Source organism: Candidatus Clostridium eludens (assembly GCF_045310515.1).
Taxonomy (GTDB): Bacteria; Bacillota; Clostridia; order Clostridiales; family Clostridiaceae; genus Clostridium_B; species Clostridium_B eludens.
This window is the reverse complement of sequence record NZ_JBJHZX010000173.1, coordinates 1-386: the sequence shown is the minus strand read 5'-3', so window position 1 is coordinate 386 and position 386 is coordinate 1. Positions and strand designations below refer to the sequence as shown.

The 386-nt window shown below is 32.4% G+C and carries 1 protein-coding gene; it reads right to left on the bottom strand.

Annotated elements, in window-relative coordinates; translation table 11 throughout:
* Positions 1-43: 43 nt before the first annotated feature.
* Positions 44-226 carry an AAA family ATPase gene (locus ACJDU8_RS25710; RefSeq protein ID WP_406795026.1) on the bottom strand — a complete coding sequence of 61 codons (183 nt, stop codon included), beginning with the start codon at positions 224-226 and terminating at the stop codon, positions 44-46.
* Positions 227-386: the final 160 nt, after the last annotated feature.

Here is a 386-nt window from a genome sequence, read left to right as displayed (position 1 = left end):
ACAGCAAGTTAAAATATGGAAATAACTTAGGGTTTTTCTCATTTTAATTTGTACTTTTTCTTGACATAGTACCAACTTTGTCACGCAATGAAATATATACAGGTACAATATCAAGCCGTTTTGAACAGATTTGCTCAACTAAACGAGTAGTTAGCCTTGAACACATTGTTGTTTTACCACAACCTGGTGGGCCTTCTACTAACATAAACTTTTGATCACTGATCACTTCATTAGCCAGTTCATCAATATTAAATTTCTTAAAGCCATCCACTATAGTAATCGGTAAATAGATGTCTAACTCTTTATTAGATCGGATTAACCCCCTCGTTTTGGACAGAATCTAATAAATTCTTCATTTCTCTTAAATTTAGACCCTTATTTGAATA